This window comes from Pseudomonas sp. A125 (assembly GCF_055409485.1).
This window is the reverse complement of record NZ_JBUZVP010000089.1, coordinates 1-900: the sequence shown is the minus strand read 5'-3', so window position 1 is coordinate 900 and position 900 is coordinate 1. Positions and strand designations below refer to the sequence as shown.

2 protein-coding genes are annotated in these 900 nt (G+C 61.4%); both read right to left on the bottom strand.

The window, feature by feature from the left end; genetic code table 11:
- The coding region (locus ACZRN6_RS36525; protein WP_464009963.1) for a DUF4158 domain-containing protein at positions 1 to 208 on the bottom strand (208 nt) is incomplete at its 3' end.
- Positions 192 to 794: a recombinase family protein gene (locus ACZRN6_RS36520; RefSeq protein WP_010465829.1), complete on the bottom strand. Its 603-nt coding sequence runs from the start codon at positions 792 to 794 to the stop codon at positions 192 to 194. The genes ACZRN6_RS36525 and ACZRN6_RS36520, both read right to left, overlap by 17 nt.
- Between the last annotated feature and the right edge of the window lie 106 nt (positions 795 to 900).

Genomic DNA, 900 nt, shown 5'->3' with positions numbered 1-900 from the left:
AGAAAGCATGCTTGGCCTTGAAGTAGCCGATCTGCAAGACGCAATAGACTTGGGCCTGCAGGCTAGGCCGGCTGCTGGCGAACGCCAGTTCAGATTCGGCCAACGCCAGGTATTCCAGCCGCTGAGCATCGTCGAAGTCCGGTAGGCCGTACAAGGCTTCCTGCTCTGCGTCAGAAAAGACGGTGAGTAGCTTATTCTTGTTGCTCATCGACCGTCCTTCCCGCACCACGCCAACCTGCTCGCGTCAATGTTTCGATCAACGTAGTGCGCTTGACATTGAAGTTGCGGCACACCGCCGCCTTAGACATGCCGCCATCGAGCGCGGCGACGATGGCGTCCAGCTTCTCACCAGTGATCGCCTGCGGCCGGCCGCCGATCCGGCCGCGTTTGCGTGCGGCGGCCAAGCCCGCGACGACGCGCTCCTGAATCAAGGCGCGCTCGTACTGCGCGAGCGCACCGAACACCTGGAACAGGAATTCGCCCGAGGGCGTCGTAGTGTCCAGGTTCTCTGTCAGCGAGCGGAACGCCACCCGCTTGTCCTTGAGCGAAGTCACAATGGCGAGCAGGTGCGACAGCGAGCGACCGAGCCGGTCGAGTTTCCACACCACCAGCACATCGCCGGCTCGAACGAACTCAAGCGCCCGCGCCAAGCCGGCACGGTCATCCTTCGCGCCAGAGGCACGATCCTCAAACAGGTGACGCGGATCGACGCCGGCGGCGAGCAGCGCGTCGCGCTGCAAGTCCGTGCTCTGGCGGTCGGAGTCCGACGACACGCGCATGTAGCCAACCAACATAGGCGGATAACCATCAAAAACAGGTTTCCGCATAATAGTGAATAGCGATAGAGTTTTCCGTACATTTTTGAGGGGGTGTTGCACAGGTAGCACAGCGGCGGCTGAC

Bases quoted from the DNA above. Each gene is read 5' to 3' on its own strand.
- ACZRN6_RS36520 (WP_010465829.1), bottom strand. From the start codon at position 794: ATGTTGGTTGGCTACATGCGCGTGTCGTCGGACTCCGACCGCCAGAGC.